General features: G+C 62.0%; 22 protein-coding genes. 14 read left to right on the top strand and 8 right to left on the bottom strand.

The features are described from left to right. The first annotated feature begins 58 nt into the window (after positions 1-58). Positions 59-958 (top strand): polyphosphate kinase 2, encoded by a 900-nt coding sequence (gene ppk2 / locus FME68_RS04605; RefSeq protein WP_158396352.1) that lies wholly within the window; start codon positions 59-61, stop codon positions 956-958. A gap of 233 nt (positions 959-1,191) precedes the next feature. Here the strand turns inward: ppk2 and FME68_RS04610 are convergent, their stop codons facing one another. After that, positions 1,192-2,646, bottom strand: a complete 1,455-nt coding sequence (locus tag FME68_RS04610) for a glyceraldehyde-3-phosphate dehydrogenase (RefSeq protein ID WP_070510340.1) — start codon at positions 2,644-2,646, stop codon at positions 1,192-1,194. A gap of 64 nt (positions 2,647-2,710) precedes the next feature. Then, positions 2,711-3,694 (bottom strand): nitronate monooxygenase, encoded by a 984-nt coding sequence (locus FME68_RS04615; RefSeq protein WP_158396354.1) that lies wholly within the window; start codon positions 3,692-3,694, stop codon positions 2,711-2,713. 38 nt (positions 3,695-3,732) lie between these two features. On the opposite strand from FME68_RS04615, the gene pth reads away from it, so the two are divergent. The 3 genes from pth to FME68_RS04630 are packed head-to-tail and all read left to right on the top strand — an operon-like array spanning position 3,733 to position 6,968. Beyond that, entirely contained in the window at positions 3,733-4,413 is a 681-nt protein-coding gene (pth, locus tag FME68_RS04620) for an aminoacyl-tRNA hydrolase (RefSeq protein WP_328287712.1), read from the top strand. A 41-nt stretch (positions 4,414-4,454) separates the two neighbouring features. After that, positions 4,455-5,312: an SDR family NAD(P)-dependent oxidoreductase gene (locus FME68_RS04625; RefSeq protein ID WP_158396356.1), complete on the top strand. Its 858-nt coding sequence runs from the start codon at positions 4,455-4,457 to the stop codon at positions 5,310-5,312. 24 nt (positions 5,313-5,336) lie between these two features. Beyond that, positions 5,337-6,968, top strand: coding sequence for a peptide chain release factor 3 (locus FME68_RS04630; RefSeq protein WP_070754572.1), 1,632 nt, complete (start codon positions 5,337-5,339; stop codon positions 6,966-6,968). 14 nt (positions 6,969-6,982) lie between these two features. Here FME68_RS04630 and FME68_RS04635 read toward each other — a convergent pair whose 3' ends face one another. Continuing rightward, positions 6,983-7,852 (bottom strand): patatin-like phospholipase family protein, encoded by an 870-nt coding sequence (locus FME68_RS04635; protein WP_328287713.1) that lies wholly within the window; start codon positions 7,850-7,852, stop codon positions 6,983-6,985. Positions 7,853-7,887: 35 nt separating this feature from the next. Here FME68_RS04635 and FME68_RS04640 point away from each other — a divergent pair, with 35 nt between their 5' ends. Both FME68_RS04640 and FME68_RS04645 read left to right on the top strand, forming a co-directional pair. After that, a complete protein-coding gene (locus FME68_RS04640) occupies positions 7,888-8,295 on the top strand; it encodes a hypothetical protein (RefSeq protein WP_158396358.1) in 408 nt (135 codons plus the stop codon). 6 nt (positions 8,296-8,301) lie between these two features. After that, positions 8,302-8,847, top strand: coding sequence for a gamma carbonic anhydrase family protein (locus FME68_RS04645; RefSeq protein WP_158396360.1), 546 nt, complete (start codon positions 8,302-8,304; stop codon positions 8,845-8,847). 109 nt (positions 8,848-8,956) lie between these two features. On the opposite strand, the gene FME68_RS04650 is transcribed toward FME68_RS04645, so the two are convergent. Further along, entirely contained in the window at positions 8,957-9,613 is a 657-nt protein-coding gene (locus FME68_RS04650) for a sulfite exporter TauE/SafE family protein (RefSeq protein WP_046646929.1), read from the bottom strand. A 194-nt stretch (positions 9,614-9,807) separates the two neighbouring features. Here FME68_RS04650 and FME68_RS04655 point away from each other — a divergent pair, with 194 nt between their 5' ends. The 3 genes from FME68_RS04655 to FME68_RS04665 are packed head-to-tail and all read left to right on the top strand — an operon-like array spanning position 9,808 to position 13,356. Further along, positions 9,808-11,028, top strand: coding sequence for an NAD-dependent epimerase/dehydratase family protein (locus FME68_RS04655; RefSeq protein WP_158396362.1), 1,221 nt, complete (start codon positions 9,808-9,810; stop codon positions 11,026-11,028). Between the two features lie 6 nt (positions 11,029-11,034). Then, on the top strand, positions 11,035-12,183 hold the full coding sequence (locus tag FME68_RS04660) for a glycosyltransferase family 4 protein (RefSeq protein WP_328287714.1): 1,149 nt from the start codon (positions 11,035-11,037) through the stop codon (positions 12,181-12,183). Positions 12,184-12,195: 12 nt separating this feature from the next. Continuing rightward, on the top strand, positions 12,196-13,356 hold the full coding sequence (locus FME68_RS04665; RefSeq protein WP_158396364.1) for a DUF6882 domain-containing protein: 1,161 nt from the start codon (positions 12,196-12,198) through the stop codon (positions 13,354-13,356). A gap of 28 nt (positions 13,357-13,384) precedes the next feature. Here the strand turns inward: FME68_RS04665 and FME68_RS04670 are convergent, their stop codons facing one another. Further along, positions 13,385-14,419: an enoyl-CoA hydratase/isomerase family protein gene (locus FME68_RS04670; RefSeq protein ID WP_158396366.1), complete on the bottom strand. Its 1,035-nt coding sequence runs from the start codon at positions 14,417-14,419 to the stop codon at positions 13,385-13,387. 96 nt (positions 14,420-14,515) lie between these two features. Here FME68_RS04670 and FME68_RS04675 point away from each other — a divergent pair, with 96 nt between their 5' ends. Both FME68_RS04675 and FME68_RS04680 read left to right on the top strand, forming a co-directional pair. Continuing rightward, a complete protein-coding gene (locus tag FME68_RS04675) occupies positions 14,516-15,313 on the top strand; it encodes an HAD family hydrolase (protein WP_254868261.1) in 798 nt (265 codons plus the stop codon). A 512-nt stretch (positions 15,314-15,825) separates the two neighbouring features. After that, positions 15,826-17,706 carry an acyltransferase family protein gene (locus tag FME68_RS04680; RefSeq protein ID WP_328287725.1) on the top strand — a complete coding sequence of 627 codons (1,881 nt, stop codon included), beginning with the start codon at positions 15,826-15,828 and terminating at the stop codon, positions 17,704-17,706. A gap of 260 nt (positions 17,707-17,966) precedes the next feature. On the opposite strand, the gene FME68_RS04685 is transcribed toward FME68_RS04680, so the two are convergent. After that, positions 17,967-18,287, bottom strand: coding sequence for a putative quinol monooxygenase (locus tag FME68_RS04685; protein WP_070510385.1), 321 nt, complete (start codon positions 18,285-18,287; stop codon positions 17,967-17,969). A gap of 107 nt (positions 18,288-18,394) precedes the next feature. Beyond that, positions 18,395-18,985 (bottom strand): hypothetical protein, encoded by a 591-nt coding sequence (locus FME68_RS04690; protein WP_070510387.1) that lies wholly within the window; start codon positions 18,983-18,985, stop codon positions 18,395-18,397. 170 nt (positions 18,986-19,155) lie between these two features. Between FME68_RS04690 and FME68_RS04695 the strand changes: the two genes are divergently transcribed. Beyond that, a complete protein-coding gene (locus tag FME68_RS04695; RefSeq protein ID WP_158396368.1) occupies positions 19,156-20,070 on the top strand; it encodes an AEC family transporter in 915 nt (304 codons plus the stop codon). Between the two features lie 8 nt (positions 20,071-20,078). Here FME68_RS04695 and FME68_RS04700 read toward each other — a convergent pair whose 3' ends face one another. Beyond that, the gene (locus FME68_RS04700; protein WP_158396370.1) at positions 20,079-21,914 is read right to left on the bottom strand and encodes an ABC-F family ATP-binding cassette domain-containing protein; all 1,836 of its coding nucleotides are present in this window, start codon (positions 21,912-21,914) and stop codon (positions 20,079-20,081) included. 91 nt (positions 21,915-22,005) lie between these two features. Between FME68_RS04700 and FME68_RS13190 the strand changes: the two genes are divergently transcribed. Next, positions 22,006-22,206, top strand: a complete 201-nt coding sequence (locus tag FME68_RS13190; protein WP_230308889.1) for a hypothetical protein — start codon at positions 22,006-22,008, stop codon at positions 22,204-22,206. A gap of 137 nt (positions 22,207-22,343) precedes the next feature. Next, positions 22,344-23,315, top strand: a complete 972-nt coding sequence (locus FME68_RS04705) for an NHL repeat-containing protein (protein WP_230308890.1) — start codon at positions 22,344-22,346, stop codon at positions 23,313-23,315. Positions 23,316-23,333: the final 18 nt, after the last annotated feature.

The following is a 23,333-nucleotide window of genomic DNA, read 5'->3' on the forward strand; positions in this document are numbered from 1 at the left end:
GCACATCTCTAACCCCTGCAGTTAGGCATTTCCCCAGCTAAGAGGTAAATTTAAAGGTATGAGTTCACAGTCTAAGAAGTCTGCCACCAAGCCGCCGAAGCTAGACAAGCAAGCCTATGAGGACGAGCTCAAGCGCCTCCAAGCAGAGCTCGTCGAGATGCAGCAGTGGGTCGTTGAGACCGGCGCCCGCGTTGTCATCATCATGGAAGGCCGCGACGCCGCCGGCAAGGGTTCCGCCATCAAGCGCATTACGCAGTACCTTAACCCGCGTACTTGCCGCATCGAAGCGCTGCCCAAGCCGACTGACCGCGAGGCGGGCCAGTGGTACTTCCAGCGCTACATTGAGAAGCTGCCCACCGCCGGTGAGATCGTCATCTTCGACCGCTCCTGGTACAACCGCGCCGGCGTGGAACGCGTCATGGGCTTTTGCTCCCAGCAGGAGTACGTGCGCTTCCTTCACCAGGCGCCGATGCTGGAACACATGCTCATCGAAGACGGCATTATCCTTCTCAAGTACTGGTTCTCTGTGTCTGATGAGGAACAGCTCGCACGCTTTAAGTCCCGCCGCAATGATCCATTGCGCCGCTGGAAGCTCTCCCCCATGGACCTGCAGTCCATCACCCGCTGGGAGGACTACTCGCGTGCCAAAGACGAGATGTTCGTCCACACGGATACCCCGTCCGCCCCGTGGTACACGGTGGAGTCTGAGGATAAGAAGCGTTCACGCATCAACGTGATAAACCACATCCTCAAGACCGTTCCCTACCAGCACGTGGAGCAGGACGTACCCGAGATTCCAAACCGCCCCGAGCTCGAGGCTGAATACGTCCGCCCACCGCGCAACGATTTTGCCTACGTCCCGGATGTCGCGGCTGACTTGGAGCGTGCCAAGGTCAACGGTGACGGCGGCAAGAAGACTAAGAAGAAGCACGGCAAGAAGAACAAGAAGAAGAAGTAGTTCTTCCGCAGACTTCTCCTACATTTTCGGTAGGCACAGCCGCCCCGCTCGGTGCACACTGCCCTAGCTGACGAAAGTTGCCCGGATTTTTCAATCCCAGCCCCTACTTTTGTCAGATGGGGCAGTTGTGCGTTTGAAGCATCCTGGCAAAGCTAGGTTGCCCGCCGAGCGGAACCCGAAAACAACAACACCGCCCACGCCATACGGCGAGGGCGGTGTTCGTGTTCTAGCGCTTAGAGCTCAGAGACGTCAACGCGCTTCGGGTACACCACCGGGCGGGCGCCGGCGATGTCCTCGACGATGCGGATGACCTGGTTGGAGTAACCGAACTCGTTGTCGTACCACACGTAAAGCACGAGGTGCTTGCCGGAGGAGATGGTGGCGAGACCATCGACCACACCAGCGTGGGTAGAGCCCACGAAGTCAGAGGACACAACCTCCGGGGAAGCGATGTAGGAGATCTGCTGGCGCAGGTCGGAGTGCAGGGACACGTTGCGCAGGAAGTCATTGACCTCGTCGCGGTCAGCTTCCTTCTCCAGCTCGAGGTTGAGCACGGCCATGGAAACGTCCGGGGTGGGAACGCGGATGGCGTTACCGGTGAGCTTGCCCTCAAACTCCGGCAGAGCCTTGGACACAGCCTTGGCTGCACCGGTCTCCGTGAGCACCATGTTCAGGCCAGCTGCACGGCCGCGGCGGTCACCCTTGTGGAAGTTGTCGATGAGGTTTTGGTCATTGGTGAAGGAGTGCGCGGTCTCCACGTGGCCGTGAACCACGCCGTAGCGGTCGTTGATGACCTTGAGCACCGGGGTGATGCCGTTGGTGGTGCAGGATGCGGCGGAGAGGATCTGGTCGGAATCCTCGATGTCGCCGTGGTTGATGCCGTAGACGATGTTCTTCAGATCGCCCTTGCCCGGAGCGGTGAGCAGCACGCGAGCCACGCCCTTGGACTGCAGGTGCTGGGACAGGCCCTCGCGGTCGCGCCACACACCGGTGTTGTCGACGACGATGGCGTTGTCGATGCCGTACTTGGTGTAGTCAATGTCCGCCGGGTCATTGGCGTAGATCATCTGGATCTTCGTGCCGTTGGCCCAGATGACCTCGTTCTCCTCATCAACAGCGATGGTGCCGTTGAAGGCACCGTGGACGGAGTCACGGCGCAGGAGGGAGGCACGCTTGAAGATATCCATGTCGCCCTTCTTGCGTACGACGATGGCGCGCAGGCGCACGCCGCCGTAGGCAGCCTCGCGGGCAATGAGGATGCGGGCCAGCAGGCGGCCGATGCGACCGAAGCCGTAGAGGACGACGTCGGTGGATTCCTTGTCCACACCAGCGCCGACGAGATCCACGAGGGTCTCTTCGAGGTAGTTGCGCAGGTTATCGGAGCCGGACTCCTCGAAGCCGGTGGCCAGACGGCCCAGATCAATGGAGGCGGTGCCCAGGTTCATCGAGCACAGTTCCTTCACAATCGGCAGGGTCTCTGCGGTGGAAAGCTCGCGCTCAGCAATGCGGCGGGCGTAGCGGTGCGCCTTGATGATGTCGATGTCGGTCACGCCGATGAGCAGGCGGCCGTAGATAGAGGTGACAACGTTATTGTTGCGGTGCAGCTGGTGGATGAGCGGGATCATCTCTTGGGCCAGCTCCAGGCGCTCGTTCCAATCCTCGTGCCCAATGTGCGCGTTCGAAGTCACGTGCTTTGTATCCTTTACTCGTCAAAAAGGGTGTAAAACTCTGTCCATCCGTAAATATTAACCGTTATTCATACCCGTTTGGGTGTAGTTGAGCGAGGATCTCCGCCACACTACCCCCGCCAAGTTTCATTACATCGACACCTACGAGGCAATAGTCCACGTCCGCGTCAAGCTGGGCGCGACGAGGTTTCAGTAGCGCGTTGAGGTAGGGGTAGACCAAAGGCAGGTCCGGGTGTGCCCGCGTGTAGGCGGTCTCCAGCCCGCGGGCGTAGCGCCCGGAGAACGCGCGGGTGGACACCGTCTGGCCACCGCGACGCAGAAGGCCACGGTTGTGTTCACTCGTTCCCGCCTCCTCGGACAGCAGGAAGGCGGAACCACAGCTGACTGCTTTTACCCCCGGCCAGGCCAGGGCCGTGGCAACATCTTCCGCCGTGCGCAGACCACCCGCGGCAATGAGCGGAAGGTCCGTCACCTGGTGGACCGCCGCGACGAGTTCCTCGAGAGGGCGCTGATCGGGTTCCGCACTCGGGTCCCACACACCACGGTGCCCGCCAGCATCAGGGCCCTGCACGCACAACACATCGATGCCGCGGGCGGCCGCGGCCTGCGCCTCCTCGGGGTTGGTGACCGTAGTCCACGCCTCTGCCCCAGCGTCATGGATGCGCGCGACCTCGTCCTCGCTAAAGACGCCGAACATCGACCAGAGCACTGCTGCCCCACCCTCCAGCGCGGCGTCGAGCTTGTCCTGCCAGCCGAAGTTTAGGGAGACGTCGCCAAGCACGGCGCCCTCTTCGGCGGCGAGGGACCGTGCAGCCGCGAGTTCCGTTTCGGTTAGCGCGCGCTGCGGGTGAAAGATATTGACCCCGAAGCGCGTACCGGCACACGCAGCGATGGCCTCCCGCGCGGCGTCGACGGAGCACGTCCCCAGCCCCAGCGCGCTGAAGGAACCGGCGGCGTCGGCGGCGGCCACCAACTCAGGCGTGGTGGGCCCGCCCGCCATCGGGGCAGGTAGGACAGGGCAAGTGATAGTCTCAAGAAGTTGACTCATGGTTACCCAGCCTAAAGAAAACCATCAAGGGAGTAGTTGTGTCTGCCATCCGTGACTTTTTCACCCGCCTCTTTGGCCGCGCCGGCGAAGCACCGAATAAGAAAACAAAGAAGGCCGCCACCCCCGGACTAAACCCGGCGGATTTAAGCGCCGAGTGGCTCATCGTGGGTTTGGGTAATCCCGGCGCGAAATACGCCGCGACCCGCCACAATGTGGGGTACATGGCCGTGGATGATCTCCTCGCCGAATCTGGTGACATGCTCGAGCCTGTCACCGGACACCAACTCAGCGCGGCGCAGCTCGAGCTCGGAGGCACGAAGGTCGTAGCGCTGCGCTCACACACCTACATGAACCTCTCTGGCGATCCCATCGCCCCGTTGGCCACGCTGCTGGGCGTTGCGGCAGAGAACATCATCGTCATCCACGATGAGCTCGACCTGCCCGCCGGCAAGGTGCGTATTAAGAAGGGCGGCAACGAAAACGGCCACAACGGCCTTAAGTCACTGAGCGAGCGCTTGGGCACGCGCGATTACCTGCGCGTGCGCATCGGTATCGGGCGCCCACCCAAGGGTGGTTCCATTCCAGACTGGGTGCTCGCGCCTGTCGACGCCAGCGCTGAGCTCGATTCCACCATCGCCACCGCCGCCGAGGCCGCACGCCTCATCATGGCTGAGGGCCTCAACAAGGCCCAGCAGGAAATCCATTCCCGGTCGAAATAAACCCCGGCGCGACCACGCTCAACGTCCTACACTATCCAAGTATGAGCCGCACGAGCCAGAGCCTGCCATTGAATAACGACCCGAGAACTATCGTCATCACCGGAGCCTCTGACGGCGTGGGCGCGGCCGCTGCCCGTATCCTTCACCAGCGCCGCCCGCAGGATTCGCTCGTGCTCGTGGGCCGCAACCCGGAGAAGACGCAGGCTGTGGCCGAGGAGATCGGAGCCGACTTTCATGTGGCCGATTATGAGTCTTTGGGCCAAGTGCGCCGCCTCGCGGAAGAGCTAAGCCAGTACTCGCAGATCGATGCCTTGGGCAATAATGCCGGCGGCATGTTCGACGGCCCTTTCGCCACCGCCGATGGTTTCGAGCGCACGTGGCAGATCAACGTCGTGGCTCCCTTTCTGTTGACCTCCTTGCTGCGCGATACGCTGCGGGCCAGCAACGCCACCGTGGTGCAGACCGCCTCGTTGGCCAACATGCTGTATTCCTCTTTCGACCCCGGTGACCCGAATACTTTTGAAAAATTCACGGCGGAACGCGCCTATGGCAACGCCAAGTTGGGCGATATCCTGCTGACCCGCTACCTCGACTCCCACGGGCTGACCTCCGTGGCCTTCCACCCGGGGATATTGAATACTGGTTTCGGGCATAACTCCACGAGCAGGACGAGCAAGCTCTATTCGACCACTGCGGCTCAATACGTCTTGGGCAAGGCGGACAAGGGTGGGGAGAACTTGGCCTACTTCCTCAGCGGCACACCGGGCATCCATTTCGACTCCGGCGAGTATTACAACCAGAAGCGCAAGCCAGGCCTGCAGCGGCCGATTGCGAAGAAGCTCTCCGTGGCCCGGCGCATCTTTGATGATCTGGGCCGCCAGCTCAATGTGGAGTGGTAGCAGGCAGCGGCTAAACTAGCCCGCATGAGTATTGCCTCCGAAGCTTCCCGCCGCCGCACATTCGCCGTCATCGCCCACCCGGATGCTGGTAAGTCCACGCTGACGGAGGCGCTGGCGCTCCACGCGCACGTCATCAACGAGGCCGGCGCGGTGCACGGCAAGGGCAACCGCAAGTCCACGGTCTCCGACTGGATGGAGATGGAGAAGGAGCGCGGTATTTCCGTGGCCTCCTCCGCCCTGCAGTTCGAGTACGCGCCTGAAGGCCATGAGGGCGAGCCCTACATGATCAACCTGGTGGACACCCCGGGCCACGCGGACTTCTCGGAGGATACCTACCGCGTGCTCACGGCGGTGGATGCTGCTGTCATGCTTATCGACGCCGCCAAGGGCCTCGAGCCCCAGACCCTCAAGCTCTTCCGCGTGTGTAAGGCCCGCGGCCTGCCGATCATCACGGTGATCAACAAGTGGGACCGCGTGGGCCGTGAGCCGCTGGAGCTTGTCGACGAAATCGTCAACGAAATCCAGCTGCAGCCCACCCCACTGTACTGGCCGGTGGGTATCGCCGGCGACTTCCGCGGCTTGGCCCACATCAACGATGACGGCGAGGCCGATGAGTACGTGCACTTCCTGCGCACCGCCGGTGGTTCCACCATCGCCCCGGAGGAGCACTACTCCCCCGACGAGGCCGCTGCGAAGGAAGAGGACGCCTGGGAGACGGCCGTGGAGGAAGCAGAGCTGCTGGCAGCTGACGGCGCCCTGCACGACCAGGAGCTCTTCGAGCAGTGTGTGACCTCCCCGCTCATCTTCGCCTCCGCGATGCTGAACTTCGGCGTGCACCAGATCCTGGATACGCTGTGCGCCATCGCCCCGGCTCCGCGCTCCCGCGATTCGGATCCGCAGGCCATCGAGGCCGCCACCTCCGCTATCGATGAGGTCCGTGAGGTCACCGATGAGTTCTCAGGTGTCATCTTCAAGGTGCAGGCAGGCATGGACCGCAAGCACCGCGATAACCTCGCTTTCATGCGCGTGGTCTCCGGTGAATTTGAGCGCGGCATGCAGGTCAACCACGCCCAATCCGGCCGCAGCTTCTCCACTAAGTATGCGCTGACGGTCTTTGGCCGCACACGTGACACCGTGGACACGGCTTACCCGGGTGACATCGTGGGCTTGGTCAACGCCGGTTCCTTGGCACCTGGTGACACGATTTACACCGGCAAGAAGGTGCAGTTCAAGCCCATGCCGCAGTTCGCACCGGAGTCCTTCCGCATCCTGCGCGCGAAATCTTTGGGTGATTACAAGGCCTTCCGCAAGGGCCTGGACCAACTGGCGGCGGAAGGCGTGGTCCAGATTCTGCGCAACGATACGCGTGGCGATGCCGCCCCCGTCATGGCCGCGGTCGGCCCCATGCAGTTCGAGGTCATGCAGGCCCGCATGGAGGTCGAATACAACGTGGAGACCATCACCGAGCCCATCCCCTACTCGGTGGCGCGCCGCACCGACGCTGAATCCGCGCCCGAGTTGGGCCGCCAGCGCGGCGTGGAGATCTTCACCCGCACCGACGGCGAGCTCATCGCGCTCTTTGGTGATAAGTGGAAGCTGGCCTTCATTGAGAAGGAGCACCCGGAGCTGACCATCGAAACACTCGTGGCGGATTAGGCATAGCGTTTCCCTTAACTGCTGAGGAATTCCTTCCACGCCGGCCATTCCGCATAGGTCTGCGCGCGCCCAGCCTCATAGTTGGAGCGCAGCTTTGTCACAGAACGCTCAGTCGATGCCACCTGCATATCCTCCGGGAAGAAAAGCTGGGCTCGCCCTTCCTTTTCCAGCTCCAGAAGCCGGTCCTTGGAGGCGTTGTACCGAGGCGGCCGGGCAATCATCGCCTCCGCCACGGCAGGGTACTTTCGGAAGATTCGTCGCAGCGCCGCGGGCCGCCCCACCTCAGGCCGCACGTAGCCACGCGGTTTCGACCCCAGGAACAGGAACTTCTCAAACCCGGCCTTCTCCGCCTGCTCGATGAGGATGCCACCGGATTCCCCCATCGCACCGTCGACGTACGGTGCGCCATCGATAACACGCATCGGCATGATCAGCGGCAACGTCGAAGACGCGCGAACGCGCACCATCAGGTCCTCTTGTGTCTTTATGTCATTGCGCCCCCAGTACACGCTCTCCCCGGTATCGGCGCGCGCGGCGGAAATACACATCTGCGCCGGGTTGGCCTGAAATGCTTCCCAGTCAAAGGGCATGTCCTGATCGGCGGCCTTCTCATAGATGAACTCCGCATTGAAGTAGCCGCTACCGCGCAACAGCGAGCCCAAGCCACCGAAGCTGGGGTTCTTGGCAAAATCCACGAAGGATTCTTCCGAGCGGCTCACGTCGCGGGAGAGGAAGTTCACGGTGTGCGAGGAGCCCGCGGAAACACCTCCAACCCAGCCAAATTCCACCTCCTCCTGCAGAAGTTTGACGATGCACGCGGCGGTATAGGAATTGCGCATGCCGCCGCCTTCAATGACGAGTGCTGTATCTTTCGCGTCAATCACAGTGCCCGATGGTACTCCCGCGCTAGGATCACGCCATGGGATTGTTTTCTGCGGTTAAGAATGTCGTCGACAAGCTTGGCGGCTCCAGCACTGTCCGTTTGGCCTCCCCGGATCCCCACGCCGTCGAGGTCTCTGTAGACCACCTCTCCGTCCACACGGCCGGCGGCCTCATCATCCTGGTCACCTCCCCAGCCGGCGCACAAATACTCAGTGAGGTGGCGCGTTCCGGTGAGCCCGCGCAGTTGCGTGGCCCTCAGACCACGGTGCATCTCTCCCCCACGACTAAGGAGCAGCGTCCCGTCCACGACCCCAAGAAGGGATGGGCCATCCCGTTGTCGCCCGCAGAAAGAGAAACACTGTCCCAACTCAACGCCGAGCCCGGCGATTATGAAATTTCCGAGTCACTCGCTGTGTCCGTCGAACCCACCCCTGAAGAAAGCTAGTCCGCCATGCTCATCCTCCCCTTCCAAGGGCACACGCCTCGCATCCACCGCAGCGCCTGGATAGCACCGAATGCCACCATCATCGGTGACGTCACCATCGGGCCAGATTCTTCCGTGTTCTATGGCAGCGTGCTGCGCGGGGATGTTGGTGCCATCCGCCTTGGCGCCCGCGTCAATATCCAGGACAACTGCGTCATCCACGTTGAAGCCACCGAGCCTTGCGTGCTGGAGGATGACGTCACCGTGGGCCACATGGCCATGCTGCACGGCACGCACGTGGGCGCGGGCACGCTGGTTGGAATGAAGGCCTCTTTGCTCTCCGGCTCCACCGTGGGCCCAGGCTCTCTCATCGCCGCCGGCGCGGTGGTGCTCGAAGGCCAAAACATTCCCGCCGGCGCCTTGGCCGCCGGGGTGCCCGCCAAGGTGCGCCGTGAGTTGAGCCCTGAGGAATCCGCTGCCTTCATCCCGCACGCCGCGCGCTACGTCGACATTGCTCAGAATCAGGCGCCGCTTGGCGACGCCCTCCCCCTCGACGACGTCCTCTACGACTAGCCCCGCAACTGCCGTTGTTGACAAAACTCCCGAACTCGCCGCAAAAACTGACCAGAACTTTGGCAACTAGGGCAGTTCACTTTTGAACTCTTGCCCACCAGCCGGCTCGTTATAGAAGAGCAACGAGACCCATCACCACCAGGAAGGCGGCCACTCCGTAGCCGCTCCAAAGCGCAACCGCTGCGGAGTTCTCCCGTGCCCAGGCAAAGGCGCGTCCGGCCCAGGAGTCTGGCTTCGCCCGCACAAGCGCGATGAAAAGCCCGCACACCGTCGGCAGCGAGAGCGCAAACGTGGCGTAGAAAAAGAGGCCACCGTATTTAACGGTGTTGCTGAAATCCCCGGCAGCAAGGTGCATCAGCCCATAGAAAAAGGGTACGGAGGTCAAGGACTGGATAACGCCCATGGCATAGCCCACCGCGACAGTCTTGGCCGAGGGCGTGCGCAGTGGGCCGAGGAGTTTCTGCACCATGTCATTGGGTTCGCCCTTGGAGCGCCAGGCCAGAAGGCCCAGCCCCAGGCCGATGACCACTAGACCCCAACCGAGCAGCGGTGATTCCAGCGCGGCGGCCACCTTGTCCTGGATGCCGACGAAGACGAACATCACCACAGCAGCGGCGGTGAGTACACCGAACCAGTCACCGACGATGACGAGGGCCGCAATCTTGCGGTAGCTCCCCCGCGGAAGCATGATGCCGATGGCCACCAGGATTCCGATGAGAAGCGCGTTGACGGAATCGGCGAAGGCATTCAGCACGGCTTCAAGCATGCGGGCTAGTCTACAGGCTCTTAGAGAACATTCATCTACTGTTTACCCCGCGCGCCCCCGACGCAGGCGAGCAAACGGTATGTTCGAAAAAAGTGTGCCACGTAACGCACCCCAAACTTACGCGTGTCAACATAGACTAGACCCCTGCTGGTACAGCACGTTTTGACCCCGACCCAAGAAGTGGAGAGACAAAAATGAAGGTAGCGATTCTCGGCGGAGACGGCTTCTGCGGTTGGCCCGCTTCCCTCTATCTCTCCGACCAAGGCCACGAGGTCATCATCGTGGATAACCTCTCCCGGCGCGCCATCGATGAGGAGTTGGGCGCGGAATCCTTAACACCCATCGCCTCCATTGAGGAGCGCCTGGCCGCGTGGACCGAGGTCTCCGGCAAGACCATCGGTTTTTGCAACCTCGACGTGGCCCAGGACTACGATGGCCTGCTGGAGTTCCTGAATACCGAACGCCCGGATGCGGTGGTGCACTTCGCTGAGCAGCGCGCCGCGCCCTACTCGATGAAGAACTCGCGCACCAAGCGCTACACGGTGGATAACAACATCAACGCCACCCACAACCTGCTCGCCGCCATCGTCGAATCTGAGCAGGATATCCACGTCGCACATCTGGGCACCATGGGTGTCTACGGTTACGGCACAGCCGGCATGAAAATCCCGGAGGGCTACCTAGATGTGCAGGTGGATGCGGGTGAGAATGGCGTCGTCAAGCAGCAAATCCTCTATCCCTCCAACCCGGGCTCGGTCTACCACATGACGAAGGTGCTGGACCAGCACCTGTTTGCCTACTACGCCAAGAATGATGAGCTGCGCATCACCGACCTACACCAGGGCATCATCTGGGGCACGCACACTGAGCAGACCCAGAAGGACGAGCGCCTCATCAACCGCTTTGACTATGACGGCGACTACGGAACGGTGCTCAACCGCTTCCTCATTCAGGCCGGCATTGGTTATCCGCTGACCGTGCACGGCACCGGCGGACAGACCCGCGCCTTTATTCACATTCGTGACATGGTGCGCTGCATCGAGCTGGCCCTGCAGAATCCGCCGGCACGCGGCGAGCGCGTCAAGATCATCAACCAGATGACCGAAACCCACCGTGTGCGTGACCTGGCAGAACTACTGGCGAAGATCTCTGGTGCGGAAGTGGCTTATGTGCCGAACCCGCGCAAGGAATCCGCAGAGAATGAACTCCACGTCACCAACGACACTTTCCTCGAACTAGGACTGGAGCCGACCACCTTGTCGGAAGGGTTGCTCCATGAGGTGGAGGAAGTCGCACGCAAGTACGCCGACCGTGTTGACCGCTCCAAGATTCCAGCCCAGTCGCTATGGACGCGCCAGCAGCACGCTGGTGTTCCCGAAGCCTTGGCCAACGGTGCTGACGCTGCGGAGGCTTAAACCTTCGTGCGCATCGCTATCGTTACCGAGGTCTTCCTGCCCAAGATCGACGGCGTGGTCACGCGCCTGACGCGCACTCTGGACCAGCTGTCCGCGATGGGCCATGAGGTGCGGATTTTTGCCACAGGCAAGGCCCCTGACACCTATGCCGGCTTCGAGGTCACCCGCATCCCCAGTTTGTCGCTGTGGGTCTACCCGGAGATTAAATTCGGTTTGCCCTCGTGGAAATTCTTCAAGGAAATCCGGGATTTCGATCCCGATGTCATCCACGCGGTCAATCCCATTTGGACCGCGGCCCTCGGCGTCTTTGCCGCGCAGCGCGATGCCGTACCGCTGGTAGCCAGCTTCCACACCAATGTCCCCGAGTACGTTGAAGCGCTGGGGATTGGGTGGACTAGGCCGCTGACCGAAGCCGCGCTGAAGTATCTGCACAACCAGGCTGCGGTGAACCTGTGCACCTCCGGCCCCATGGTGGATAAGGCTCGGATGATGGGGATCCGCAACGTGCAGCTGTGGCCCAAGGCTGTTGATACGCAGACCTATCACCCCAGTCGCGCCACGGAACAGATGCGCGAGCGCCTGACCGACGGTAACCCGGATTCCCCGTTGGTGACCTATATCGGCCGCGTCTCCAAGGAGAAGGACTTGGAACGCCTCGATCACGTGATGGAACTGGTGAGGGCACAGCTTAGCGACGCCCGCCTGGCCATCGTTGGCGATGGCCCCGCCTTGGAGGAGCTCAAGTCCAGCTTCAATCCTGCGCACACCGTATTCACTGGCTACCTCTCCGGCGAGGAGCTCGCCGCCGCCTTCGCCGTGGGGGATGTTTTCCTCTTCCCCTCCGCCACGGAGACCCTGGGACTCGTGGCTCTCGAGTCCTTCGCCTCTGGGGTTCCGGTCATCGGCACGAATGCCGGCGGCATCCCCTTCGTTATCGAAGAAGGCGTCACAGGACATCTCATCGAGCCCGACGCTGACGACACCGCGTGGGCCCGCGCCGCTCTCAGCCTCCTCCGTGATTCCTCCCGCCGGGCGCAGATGGGACAGGCCGCCCGCCGCGAAGCTGAAAAACATTCCTGGGTAGAATCCACCCAAGCCCTCCTTCAGGCCTACGAGGAGGCCATCGAGCACCCCTTCCGCAGGAATACAAACTAGTCAAGGAGACCCATGGATTCAGCCCAGAACCTGTACTCCGCTGGCGCCTTTATCCAAGCCGGCATCGACGCCACGTTTGCCTCACGCCTGGGCGTCGTTCGCGACGTCGAGGTGAATTTCATTCCCACCGATTCCGCATCAGCAACCTCGGAGGAAGGGCAGCCAGACCTGGATCAGCGCGCCGTCGTGCGTTTTAGCACTGATTCCGGGGTCTATGATTTCGATGGACTGCGTCTTGCCACCATCCACAACGGGGAGCTGCGCTGGACCACCGGCATGGCAGAGCACGCACCGCAGCCGGAATTCCACGGGCCGCAACCTGACTCTGCCCTGCTGCGCGGCTTGGCACGACGGCTGGTGGGCGACCGGCCCGTTGTCCGCGTCCCACAGGGCGATGGCGAAGCATTGGTCGCCGTCGATTTCGCGGAGATTAACCCGGATCCTCGGGTGAGCATCCTGGCCGGAATTGAGCACTCAGGGGACGTCACCGGTGGCGTCGACGAGCGCCTAGCCACCGCCGAGCTCGCTTCCTACCTGGGCATTCCGCAGAGCAACGCGGAGAATCTCGCGCTCTTCCACGGCTCCCGGATCGTGGCTCTCCCCCAGGCCCCGGGCCGCGCCGGGCTCAGCGCGCGCGAGGTGTTGGCCGATGCCCACTTCCTCGCCACCGAGCACAACTTCTTCTTGGAGGCCCGTTTCCCCAACCTGTGGGCGGACCTTGATCCCGATACGTCGCGGACCGTGGTGAACTCTGATTACGGCTCGCTCACGGTGCCCGCGCACCTCATTGCCACGATCGACGCTGCCGCAGACACCTTCACGTGGGCCTGGGCAGACGAGCTATCCGGCTCCATGTCCGCCCAGGCGGCGGGGAACCTGCGCCGCTTCGGATATGACCAGGCCATCCCCGAATTGATTCGGGCCCGCGTGTCCATCACTGAGGCACGCTCTACACGCTTGCCGCAGCTGGCCATGCCAGTTCTGGGCCTGTGGACCTTGCTGCCGGTGCAGCTTCCCGACGGCCGCCAAGGCCTCGCGCTGTCTGACGCCCCCGCGTTCCACCTGCCCGCACCGACTCCGGCGGCCACGCAAGCCACCCTCAACGTCGCGGTGCCGGCAGGCGTGGACGAGCAGCGGGCGCGCGCTGCCTACCACCGGGCGCGTCCCCTCTAAGTGCGCGCAAAGCGCCGGGGTGAAAGCTCTAGGAGTTCAGCACAGCGCGGAATTCTTCGACGTCGACCTCATCCGTGGTGGCCGGGTTAAACGCTGCGTCCTGAGTCTTGTCCACTAGTACCGCGCGCACACCTTCGGAAAAGTCGGGACGGCGGTACATGTGCATGCCCAGCTTGAGTTCCAAAAGAAGGGCCTCGCGGATGTCGTCGACACCGGCCTCTGCCTCATAAAGCTCATTAGCCGCGATAATGGCGGCTGGGCACGCCCCTGCCATAAGGCGGCGGACCTCACCGGCAATGAGCGGGCGCTTGTCCAACTCCGCTGAAATTTCCTCCCACGTTGGCAGGGCAAACGTCTCCTCCAGGTCCTTGGCCACCTGCTCCAGCGGGGCGGGCTCTTCGGGCGCGGGCAGGGCGAGGTCCTCCAGCGCAGCATCAATACCGCGCTCGATGGCGGCCTCAATCAGCTCGTGTGCATCCTTAACAACGTGGGTTGCCACGCCAGTCCACAACATGTCTGCGGCATACATGCGGTATCCACTAAGACCCCAGAACTTGGCCAAGCCCGGTGAGGCGATACCGCGGGTGCCTACCATGCGCTGGGCCGCATAGGCCACACCGACGTCGGTAACGTATCCGATGTTCATCTCCGGCATCGAGGCGAAGGCCTTTTCTGTCACCACGCGATGCGAGCCGTGCAGGGAAATGCCCAATCCACCACCCATAACGACACCGTCGATGACGGCGATATAGGGCTTTGGAAACTCGGCGATATCACCGTTGGTGAGGTACTCGCTGGCGAAGAAGGCATCGACCTCCTCCAGCTTGCCTTCCGCGATTCCCTCCCGCGCGTGGCGCACATCGCCGCCCGCACAGAATGCTTTAGGGCTGTTGGAGTAAATCAGAACCTGTTCAATCTCATCGTCCTGTGCCCAGGCTTCGAGGGAGCGGCGGATGATATCGATCATGTCCGGGTTCAACGAGTTCAGGGCCTTCGGCCGATTGAGTTCGAGGACTCCGGTATGGTTGCGGACGGAAACGAGTACTGGATCAGTCGTAGTCATGCGCACCAGTGTTCCATATCACACATGTTTCAGCCACCTTTTTTGAGGCTGGTTTTAACATCGACCCCTGCCTCTAAACCCAACCTTCAGATTGGTGTGAATTTCTTGCTCCCACAGCTTGTTGCTCTTGACATGGACGGCACCCTCCTCGATGCCCACGGTCAGCTGCCCGCAGACTTTTCAGAGCTTGAGGAGCTCGCCACCGCCCGCGGCTGCGAGCTGGTTCCGGCCTCAGGGCGCCAGCTGGCCACCCTGCAAGACATGTTCCCGGAAGGCGGCACATTCATTGCGGAGAACGGCTCGGTGATTGTGCGCGACGGAGAGATCATCGCCACCTTCCCGCTGCAGGAAGAAACCGTGCGCGCGGCGCGCGACGCCGCATCCGCCATCAGCGAAGCGCACACCGTCGTTCTGTGTTCCCCGGAGACCGCCTACGTAGCCCGGGATGTCACGCAGGCAGCACGCGCGGAGATTTCCAAGTATTACAAGGCGGTCACGTGGGTCGATAACCTGGACACCGTCCCCAATACCAACATCATCAAGATCGCCATCTTCTGCGAATCCGGTTCCGAGACACATATCTACGAGCCCATCCGCCGTGCCGTACCGGAGGACAACGTGGCGGTATCGGGCAAGGTCTGGCTCGATGTCATGGCCCGCGGCGTCGATAAGGGAGCAGCCTTAACCACACTCGCTGAACTTGCCAACGTTCCAATCACCGCCACCGTGGCCTTCGGCGACTACCTCAATGACCTCGAAATGCTGCGCGCTGCTGGGACGGCTGTCGCCATGGACAACGCGCATCCGAAGTTGAAGGAAATAGCGGATATTATCGCGCCTGCCAATACCGACAATGGTGTGAGCACCATGCTGCGCCAGCTTCTGCGCACCTAACACGCTCCCAGGAAACCTTCCCGATTCTCTACCACCACCCGAGTAGGATTACCCCGGTTCCCTAGACCCCCAATCCCTTACGTGTGGAGTGTTCAGTGAAGAAGTTCCTGCGATCCCCTGGGCCCCGTGTCCCTCGTCGGGCCACGGACACCTCCCTTGAACTGGATCCGGAGTCCCTCCCCAAGGCATCCGCTGTGCGCAAGGCCAAGCTGCACAAAGCCCGCGAGGCCGCCGAGGAAACCCCCTCGCCGCGCCGCCGCCCGCGAGCAGCGCCAGGCTGCACAGCACGACAGCGCGCTGGGCATCCCCGGCCCGCGCAACCCCCAGCTCAATCCAAACCCGCCGAGAGTTCTCCCGAATCACGGCCCGAGAATGAGATCTCGCGCGCCTTGGCGCGGCGCTCGCAGCCCGTCGGCACACCGACAAGCAAGCAGCTCAAAACACCGCGCCCTTCCCGCGAGCAGCGCCAGGCCGCACAGCACGACAGCGCGAAAAACACTGGAGACATTGCGGTGCCGAAGGAATCCGCCACCGTCACGCGTCAGCGTCGCGCGCGCCTGCGCCCGGTACCTGGTTTGGATGGGCTGCGCGGTCTCGCGGTCTTGGCTGTGGTGATCTACCACTTCTTCGGGGATCTGCTCCCCGGCGGATACCTCGGCGTGGATATGTTCTTTGTCCTCTCCGGCTTCCTTATCACCTCGCTGCTCGTGCGCGAGTTCGCCGTGACCGGGCGCATCAGTCTCACCGATTTCTGGATCCGGCGCTTCCGGCGCATCCTTCCGGCTGCGCTCGTTGTCTTATGCCTGTGCACGGCCCTCGTCGCAATGATCGGCGGGGACCTCGCTGTGGGGATCCGCGAACAGTTCTTGGGTACCTTCTTCTTCGTCAACAACTGGACCCAGATCGCCACCAGCCAGACCTATTTTGCGCCCAATGAGGTGCAAGTCTTCGCCCACTATTGGTCCCTGGCGGTTGAGGAGCAGTTCTACCTCCTGTGGCCTCTGCTCATGTTTGGCGCTTTCGCGCTGTCGCGACGCCAACCCAAGCGCCTGCCCATCGCGCTCTCTCTCGTCCTCGCAGCCGCCTCCGCTGCCGCGATGGCGCTGCTGTTCACTCCGGGCGAAGACCCTACCCGTGTTTATTACGGCACCGATACCCATGCCTTCGGCCTCCTCATCGGTGCGCTGCTGTCCCTTCTTCTCACCTCGACGTCGAAGGAGGCGAAGGCGGACTCATGGGCGTCGACAAGCACAGGCGTTATCGCCGGCACCGTCGGAGCCCTCGCCCTGGTTGGTTACCTGGCGCAGCTGGTGTGGATGGGCGCGGACCTTGAATTCACCTACCGCGGCGGCCTGGTCCTCACCAGCCTCCTCGGCGCGGCAATGATCTGGGGCGTGGTGCGTGAGACCGGACCGCTCACATGGCTCTTCCGCACCCGGATGATGCGGTGGCTGGGCCAGCGCTCCTTCTCGCTGTACCTGTGGCATTGGCCGGTAGTGATGATCCTCCGCGAGCTGTCTGATTCCCCGAGATGGCTGCTGGGACTGCTCGCGCTTCCCGTGTCCTTCCTGTTGGCTGAGGTGACGTACCAGTTCGTTGAGAACCCCTTCCGCCGCGCCGGCTATGTCGCCACGTGGCGCACCTACTGGGCCTCGCGCCCCACTGTGGCCGAGATGAAGGACGGTTTCGGCAAGGCCATGTGGCCTGCCGTGCCCGCCATGGTGATCCTCTCGGCGCTGGGCGTGACCTATGGGCTGGTCACGTCACAGGACCAGACCGAGCTGGAACGAGAATTGGAGCGCATGTCCCAAGCCAACGAGCAGGCAGCGGCATCGGCAACACCGACAGAGACCGAGAAGCCCGCAGAAAAGCGCGCTCTACCTGCGGGCACGGAGATCAATGCGGTGGGTGATTCGGTCATGCTCGCCGCCTCCGAAGCCCTCAACGAGCGTTTCCCAGGGATTCTCATCGACGCAGAAGTGTCCCGCCAATATGCCGAGGCAATTGCAGAAGTCCGGCAGCTGAAGGAATCCGGTCAGTTACGCTCCACCGTCTTTGTGGGGCTGGGCACGAACGGATCGGCTGCAGACGGCGAGATGGACGAACTCCTCACCATCCTCGGTTCCGATCGCACGGTTATCCTCGTCGTGCCTTACGGCGAGCGCGACTGGATGGGGCAGGCACGCGCAGAGATTATCGAGGCCGCCAAAGAGCACGACAACGTCTACGTGGCCGACTGGTGCGGCATGGCCCAAGAGAACCCGGCGCTGCTCTACGACGACGGCGTGCACCCACAGGCCGAGGGCGCAGCGCTGTACGTGCAGGCGCTTTCCGACGCCCTCGAGCAGTACTCCAACGGGGACAAGTCCAGCACCACGGCCTGCTCGCTCTAGCCTTCGGCCGCTCTCGAGTCAGCTGCTCTCCAATCAGGGCAGTGCGCTAGCAGCATTGTCCCAGCAGCACTGCCAAAGTTGACAAAGTTCTGGCCAGATCCTGCGGCGGGAGCACATGTTTTGGCAACTCGGGCAGTTGACGTGATTCGCCTCTAGGTCTGAGCACATAGAAAACGGCCGGGGATGTGCCTCCCCGGCCGTTCTCGCTTCGCCGTTACTTGTGTGCTTCCTTCTTACTGGAAGCCAAGCTGCTCACTCTCCTATACGGAGAATTCAGCCATCTTATCCCAATTGGTCTTTCCATCGATGTGAGTGTTGATGATGTCCGGCGTCTCCACCAGGTACTTCGGGAGCTCCTCGCAGGAGCGCTTGAAGTGCTCGGTGTTGACGTGGTCAACGTCGGTGCCGTCCTTGTAGGACTCGAGGAGCAGGAAGCGCTGCTTGTCTTCCGGATCGCGGAACCACTTGAAATCGATACAGCCGGGCTCAGCCTGGCAGGCCTTGGTGTACCAGTCGATCTCGTCGAGGAAGGTCTCGGCATACTCGGGCTTGACGTGGAACTGTACGTTGATCAAAATCATGGGCCCCACTGTAACCTTCTCCACGAAAACGTGCAGAAGGCCCCGCCAATGGCTGAACTGAGCTAGCCCAATTCCAGCAGGGCCTTAAAAAGAGCCTCTCGGGAGGATTATTTGTTGAAGAAGTACTCCGCCACATAGACGTAGGTTCCGTCAAAAGCTTGGGCGACGCCGAAGCCGGTGCCATCCGTCTTGGTCACGGGCACGTCGCGGTTGAGCCAGTCCACGCGCTCCTTGGCCTCAGATTCGGTGAGCTTGTAAATGTTGCCGCTGCCCTCCTCCAGGTGGGTCAGCCCATCGCCTGCATTGTCGTGGAAGGTGACCTTGCCAGCTGCTGCCTGGTTTGCCCACTCCTGCGCGATGTTCTTGGCGTTGGCATCCTCGTGGTGGCCCTGCTTGAGCAGGTGGGCGTGGGTAGCACCAACGAGTTCGCCGGCGACGGCCGGGGTCGGCTTCTTAATGAAGCCCGGCAACTGGACGTTAAACTGCTTCGCCAGGTCATAGGCCTGCGCAGGCAGCTCGATCTCTAAAGAGTTGACCTGCTCAACGGCCTGGGAAGACAGCTGGTTTACGTCCTGCAGCTGTGCGGAAGAGGAGTTAACCGGGGCGGCCTGGGCAGCGGACACCGACAGAGCAGTGGTGAGGGTAGCTGCCACGGCGGCGGTGGCGGACATGCGGGAAACACGACGGAAAGAATTCATGCCTTCCACCGTGCCACAAAAATGCTTCGGCGGAAAAAGACTTCCCGCTCATGTGGGATTTTCGATACCACTTTGTTATCACTTGCCGGTGGCTGCATGCCGGCATGGAAGAATAGCCAAGGCTGGCTTTAGTATGGATTTTTTAACGAGTATCCGAAAGGTGATCACTGTTGCTGGACGTCTTAACCGGTTTCGCCATCATTTTTGTGGTTATCGGCGTGGGCTTCATCATGGCTCGGCGCGGCGTTATCGGCGAAGGTGAGGCGCGCCTGCAATTCAATCGCACGGCGTTCTGGGCGGCGACCCCAGCGCTGATCTTTTCCAGCGTGGCCACCTCTGATACCGCGGCCTTTGCCTCGCCGGTTGTCGCCGTCATCGCGATAGCTTCGGTCGCCACGATGGCCTTGTATTGGGTGCTGAGCGCGTTATTCTTCCGGCGCAGTGGAGCGGAAACCATGGCCGGCGCAGCCGCAGCCAGCTACTACAACTCAGTCAACATCGGCCTGCCCATCGCCACCTATGTCATCGGTGATGCCACCTTTGTGGTGCCAACGCTGGTGCTGCAAATGGCAGTCCTCTCGCCCTTCATCATCGCCGGCCTCAACGCCCAGGGAACAAGCCTGCGTTCGATTTTAAGTTCCGTGGTCTCAGGGTTGACAGCCCCAGTGGTCATCGCGGCGATCGCCGGCTTCATCGTGTCCGCCGCAGGCTGGCACGTCCCCGACGTCATTATGGCTCCGCTCGAGATCCTTGGTGGTGCCTCCATCCCGATGATCCTGATGAGCTTTGGCGCCTCACTCACCGGTGACGGGCTGTTGGCCGTTGACCGCCTGCCGACGATTACCGCCACGGTTCTCAAGCTCATTGCTATGCCGGCGATTGCGCTGGCGGCCGGCTGGGCGTTGGGGCTGAGCGGCACCGAGCTCTACGCAGCGCTTATCTTGGCCGCGCTTCCCACCGCACAGAATGTCTACAACTATGCCGCGACTTACCAGTCGGGAGAAACGGTGGCGCGAGATACGGTCTTCCTCACCACCTTCCTCTCGCTGCCGGCGATGCTGGGCATCGCGGCTCTCTTCGGGTAGGGCTGGGCCTACCCCTCGAGCTTCTCCCCCAACTCCAGCCATTCCATTTCTAGCTCTTCGCGCTCAGAGGCAATGGCCTTGAGCTCGGAGTCGAGCTTCGCTAGCTCACCGCTGTCCCCCTCACCGGAGGACATCTTCTCTGCAGCCACCGCCATCTTTTCGTTCAGCTTCGCCGTCTTATCGTCGAGCTTGCTCATTTTGCGCTCCAGCGCATTCATCTTCTTGGTCAGCTCGCGCTCCTCCTGGGAGCTCAACCGCTTGGCCGGGGCGGCGTCCGCGCTCTGCTCGTCAGAGTTCTTGGAGGCTTCTCCTAAATCAAGGACGCCGCGCGCAGTGGCGGCCTCCATCTCCTGACGGCGGCGCAGGTATTCCTCGATTCCGCCCGGCAGGTTGGTCAGCTTGCCATCCCCAAACAGCGCATAGGTGTTATCCGCGATGCGCTCGATGAGGTAGCGGTCGTGCGAGATGACCACCAAGGTGCCCGGCCAAGAGTCCAGAAGAGACTCCAGCTCCTGAAGGGTATCGATGTCGAGATCGTTCGTGGGCTCGTCGAGAAGCAGCACGTTTGGCTCCGCCATAAGCACGCGGGTCAGCTGCAGACGGCGGCGCTCACCGCCGGAGAGGTCGCCGACCGGCGTGCGTTGGCGCTTGGCGGAAAAACCCAGGCGCTCCGCGAGCTGGGACGCGGACAGTTCCTTCTTGCCCAGGTGAATGTAGGTGGCGACGTCTTCGACGGCGTCGAGAAGCCGGCGCTCCGGATCCAGATCATCGAGCTCCTGGCGCAGCCAGCCCAGGCGCACCGTCTTGCCCTCGATGCGCTTGCCGGCGGCAAGCTCGACTTCACCAGCAAGGGCGCGCAGCAGCGTGGTCTTGCCCGAACCGTTAACACCAACGAGGCCGATGCGCTCGCCCGGCGCCAAGCGCCAGGTGAGGTGATCCACGAGCGTGCGACCGTCCGGGGTTGTGACCTTTGCGTCCTCAAGCTCAATGACGACTCGTCCCTGGCGCTGCTTGGAAAAGGCCATGAGTTCGACCTTGTCGCGCGGTGCGGGGACGTCGGCGATGAGCGCCTCGGCTGCCTCGATGCGGTAGCGCGGCTTCGAGGTACGCGCCGGCGCTCCGCGACGCAGCCACGCCAGCTCCTTGCGGGCCAAGTTCTGGCGACGCTGCTCAATAGCATCGGCTTGGCGGGCGCGCTCGGCGCGGGCAAAGGTCCAGTCGTTATAGCCACCCTCGTAGGCATCGACGACACCGTCGTGCACCTCCCAGGTAGTGGTGGCCACGGTGTCGAGGAACCAGCGGTCGTGCGTGACGACGACGACCGCTAGCTTGCGCGAAAGCAGGTGGCTGGCCAGCCACTGCACGCCTTCGACGTCGAGGTGGTTGGTCGGCTCATCGAGCACCACGATGTCGAGGTCTTGAACGAGTGCGGCAGCCAGGTTGACGCGGCGGCGCTCACCACCAGAGAGCGAGCCCACAGGGGTGTCTAGCCCTAGGTCAACAATGCCGAGGCCGCCGAGGACATCGCGCACCTTGGCGTTAGAAGCCCACTCGAAGGTTTCCAGCCCGAGCGGCTCGATGATGGCTTGGGCGATAGTGAGCGACTCCTCTAGTTCGAATCGCTGGGTTACCACCGCCATGCGCAAATCCGAGTTGTGGGACACGCGGCCCGAGTCTGGGGATTCGATACCGGTGAGAACTTCCAGCAGCGTGGTTTTACCACCGCCGTTGACGCCGACGATGCCGATGCGATCACCGGTTTGCACACCGAGGGAGACCCCGTCCAGCAGGGTCTTAAGACCGAAGGACTTGGTTACGTTTTCAAGGTTAATGAGGTTCGCCATATCGAGAGTTCATCTTAGTGCCTCAGCGCGGTTACCCCCGCACCATTACCTTTATTGCTATTGATTTTCACTTCCAATACTCTGGCGCACTATGAAAAAAGAACGTCTCGCCCTGTGCGCCGCACTTTCCGCCACGATCCTCACCATGTCCGCTTGCTCCTCCCCTGACAGCGAGGAATCCACGTCGCCCTCCAGCGCTGAAGCCTCCCACGCGCATGCCGAGCACGGCGATGACCATGATGGGGAGCACAGCCATGACGCTTCGAAGCCGCTGAAGGTGAGACTGAGGTAGCCGAGCTGCCAAACCGTATCCTTCTTTCGCACAAGAACGGCCTCACCACGCTCGACGGCGAAACCGGTGAGGTCATCGAGAGCGAAGATCTGAAAGCATTCCTCCGTCTAAGCGATGCCGGCGATAACCGCCACATCATGGTGACCAAGGGCGATAGCTTCCTCACCTTCGACACGGGGCGCATCACCAAGCCCCACGGCGACCACAAGCACTACTACGCGGCGCAGCCGCAGCTTCTCAGCGCAGCCATCGACGCACCGCACGCCGGTCACGTGGTTCACCACGACGGCTTTACCGCGCTCTTCTCCGACGGCGATGGTGTGGCACGGATTTACAAGACCGAGGACATCGGCAAGGAAGACGCCAAGCCCGTCAACACCGTCGAGACAGGCGCTGCGCACCACGGCGTGGCCGTCCCGCTGAAAGACGGCTCCGTGGTCACCACGAAGGGCACGGAAGACGAGCGCCACACCATCCAGCACCTCGACAAGTCCGGCAAGGTCCTTGCGGAAACCACTGAGTGTCCTGGCGTCCACGGCGAAGCTGCCGCCGGCAACGGTTCCCTTTTCTTCGGCTGCGAGGATGGGCCCGTCGTCTTCGACGGCACCGAATTCCACAAGATCGACGTCTCCGCTTATGCGGGCAAGGACGGATACCAGCGCTCCGGCAATTCTGCGGGTTCAGAGGAATCCAACATCATCTTGGCGGACAACAAGACCGACAAGGATGCCGACTTCGAGCGTCCCACCTCAGTGACCCTCATCAATACGGAGGACTACTCTGCCAAGAAGGTAGAGCTGGGCGAATCCTATTGGTTCCGCTCGTTGGCCCGCGGTCCCCTGGGCGAGGCCTTAGTCCTCACGACCGACGGCAAGCTCAACGTCATCGACCCGGATTCCGGCGAGGTAACAAAGAAGATTGACGCTATCTCCCCGTGGAAGGAAAACGAGGAGTGGCAGCAGCCGGGTCCGATCCTCAAGGCGGCAAACGGCTATGCCTACGTCACCGATGCGAACAAGCAAGAACTGGTGGTCCTTGACCTCCTCGGCGACCAGGAAGCACAGCGCTACAAGCTCGACTTCAAGCCCGTGGAGATGGCCGTTCTTTAAGGAACACCACCTAGTGCA

Origin of the sequence: Corynebacterium hiratae (genome assembly GCF_009708045.1) — a bacterium.
GTDB classification, from domain to species: Bacteria; Actinomycetota; Actinomycetes; order Mycobacteriales; family Mycobacteriaceae; genus Corynebacterium; species Corynebacterium hiratae.